Annotated in this window: 1 protein-coding gene; it reads right to left on the reverse strand. The window is 29.5% G+C overall.

Annotation, left to right across the window (positions count from 1 at the left end; translation table 11 throughout):
- The coding region (locus C7U54_RS14335; RefSeq protein WP_241522626.1) for a family 20 glycosylhydrolase at positions 1 to 3,346 on the reverse strand (3,346 nt) is incomplete at its 3' end.
- Positions 3,347 to 3,517: the final 171 nt, after the last annotated feature.

A 3,517-nucleotide genomic window follows, 5' to 3' on the forward strand; every position in this document is an offset into this window, starting at 1 on the left:
GAGAGTTATTTTTTGTTGATGATGTTTTATTGTCATCTTCTTTTTTAATACTTGTTTGTATTTGATCATTTGGTTTTTGATTTGGTTGATCATTATTTCCAGTTTGAGAAACTGTTTTTAAATTCTTAATGGCATCTTGTAGAGATGCTAAAGCTTGATCAACTTCATCTTGAGTTGTATTTTCATTTTGTAAAACATCTTTTGCATGATCTAATGCTTCTTTAAATGCTTTCCATGAATCTACCGTATAATCTTTTTCAACAAAATCATTAGTTGTTTCAATAACATTTGATAATTCTTTTTTATCTACTATTACAGGAGCATCAATTAATACTTTAATAGCCTTATCTAAATCATCATAAGCCTTATCAACTTGTTCTTGAGTAGCATTACTATCTTCATTAACAATGATTGCTTCTAATAAAGCTTTTTCAAATCTTGACCATGATTCAATAGAATAGTTATTATTTTCTATTTCTTTTGCATCATTAATCTTATTTGTTAGTTTTTCTTTGTTTGAGGTAACTGTATCTCTTAATGCATTGATTGCATTACGTAAATTATTAGTTTCTTCAGCTACATCAACTTTTCCTTCAACATAAGATTTTTGAGCAACAATTAATGCATCAATCATTTCATTTACTGAGCCACTAGATTTACCAGTAATATTTAATGTTTCAGCTTCTAAAATCATATCTTTTAAAGTTGAATCTTCAGGTATTTCTTCTAATTCAAACTTAACTTCTGCAATTTGATACCAGTTCCCCTTACCTTCAGTAAGAACAATTCTAACATATTTAGTCAATGTCTTATCAAAAGTAATAGTTTTTTCTAATGCTGAATTATCTAACGTTCCTACTGTTGTCCAATTTTTTCCATCAGTGGAGATTTGCACATCAGCACCATCAATTATATCTCCACCAGCATTTCTTGGTTGAATGATTTGGATAGAACTAATATTTATTGGACGAGTAAATGTGAATTTAACTTCTTTACCAATTTCTTGGTTGCTATTAAACCAACATTTAGTATTAATATTACCATCAATCATATTATTGTAGTTATTAGATTGATAATAAGTATCAGTTGCTGAAATAGTTGGAACTTTAGCATTAGGTTTAACTAATGATTGCTTAGCTGTTTGAATTGCATTATAAGCTTCTTTAGCTTTTTCAACAGTTAATCCTTCACTATTAAGTAATGTTTTTCCTGTAGTTACAGCATTTTTATAAGCTTGATATCCACTTGAATAGTCACTTTCATTTAATGGATATGTAACTTCAACATATAATGAATAATATTCCAATTTTACAGCTTTATTTTTAGCATCTTGTAATGCTCTTAATGCGTTATTAACAGCTAATTGTCCACTTGTTTCGTCAAAATATATTTCTTTTGCCATTGTTAATGCTTTATTATAATCAGCTACAGTTTCATTAATATATTCACTTACTGCTAATGGTTCAAATATTTCTTTTTTTAAATCAGTTTTATCACAATGTAATTGATATTTTAAAGTAATTGTCATATTACCGTTATATTTACCATCTAATGGTAAATCTGATTCAATAAAACTATATCCAAATAATTCTTTTGCTTCAAAATGATACTCACTATCATTTAGACCATAGAATACATCATCTGCAGCAATAGTCTTACCAAAATTATCAATATATTTGATAGTAACTGTTGCTGTATCTTCACCCTGGAACACTTCACCCGGAGCAGGTAAAGCCTCATTGAAGCCTGGAGTTCTTCCCAATTTATCAACAGCAGCTTTAAAAACATCATAGTCTGGTTGATTATCGTTCGCGTTCCACATCTTATAAGCTGTTGCACGTGTGCGATGATAGATTTTATCTTCTACTCTTTGTTCGCTTTCATAATTTGGATCATCACACCAAACTGCGTAAGAACCACCCATTACATATTCTGGATAAGGTTCTTCAAAAGTTTGTGCTGTTCCGGATAAGTTAGAGAATTTACCAGGATGCCATTCATTATAAATACGATCACCTTCTGGTACTGCATTAGTTTGCCACCACCTAGAAAGTACATAGTACATATAAACATCAGAATAGTTGATTACTTTGTTACCATTAGCAACAAAATCCGCTACCGATGCACAGTTTTCAGGAGCTGCCCAGTAACAAACTTCAATGTCACTATCCAATGTATAACCCTCATAATCACCAAATAATAAACCATCATTCCATGCTCTTGGAGTCATTCCGTTATCTTTAACTATCTTAGAAATATCATTAAAATATGTCATAATTTGTCCGTATTGTTCATTACTAAAACTAGAGAATTTAGCTAAGAACTCATCACCGCCAATATTAAAATGTTTACATCCCGCATCACCAAAGAATTCAATAAATTCAGTCATTAAATTTACTAAGAATTCTCTAGCTTCAGGATTTGTAAAGATATTAAAGCATTGATTTCGTCGATCATCGGTTGGGAATAGTTCTCTACAACTGTAATCAGTTGGCAGATATTGTAAAACTGCTCCCGAGTGACCTGGAGAATCTAAAGAAGGCACGATTTCAATATGATAATCATTAGCAACTTGAATAATATCTAAAATATCTTGTTTACTTAATACATCATCATATTTATATTTAAATCCTTCGATTGCATCTAGAGTATCACTTTGAATTCTAAATCCTTCATTTTCAGAAAAATGAAGTTGAACCGCATTATATTTTTGCCAAGATAAATCTTTGATTTGACGAATTATCCATTCTTTAGAGAATGGTTTACGAGCAATGTCTAAATGCATTGAACGTAATTCAACATCTGGATAATCAATAACAGTTCCTTTCTCTAATATTTTATCATTAATCTTTAACATTTGAATTACTGACATTAAACCATAATAAATACCAATTTCATCTTTAGCGGTTACTGTGATTTTATCAGTAATATCTAATTTGTAGCTTTCAGCTTTTCCTTCTAATTCAGCCACATCCTCCATTCTAACAACAATATCATTAACTACTGCATTTTCTTCTTTACCGAATACTATTATTGGGGCTTTGGATAAAACTCCAGCGGCTTCAAAATTTGAACTAGTTAATTTTAAATCTTTTAATAAAATAGTATTATTTAATGTTTTTTCATTTGCTACTACAAAAATTCGACTATTTTCAGCAAGAGTAAAATCTTGCCCCGCTTCTTTAGTATATTGTTGAACATTTGGATAAGTCATTAATGATGTTGTTGCAACATTGCCTTTAGCTAAAACTGCCTGAAAACCGACTGCTTGACAAATAATAGCAACTACCAAAAGTGCCGGTAAAACTACTTTAAGAAACTTATTCTTCGATACTTTTCCTTTCATTTTCTACTCACTTTAAATTAATAAATTAATACATATACTAGTTTTTATTAATGATGTAAATTAGGTATATAAAACCAAAAACCTTATCTAAAACTTTAATTTATGCTAATTATTATCAATTGTTTTATCAATAATAGAATATTAGTAAATTATTATAATAGAATAGTAATT

It is taken from the genome of Faecalibacillus intestinalis (genome assembly GCF_003024685.1).
Taxonomy (GTDB): Bacteria; Bacillota_I; Bacilli_A; order Erysipelotrichales; family Coprobacillaceae; genus Faecalibacillus; species Faecalibacillus intestinalis.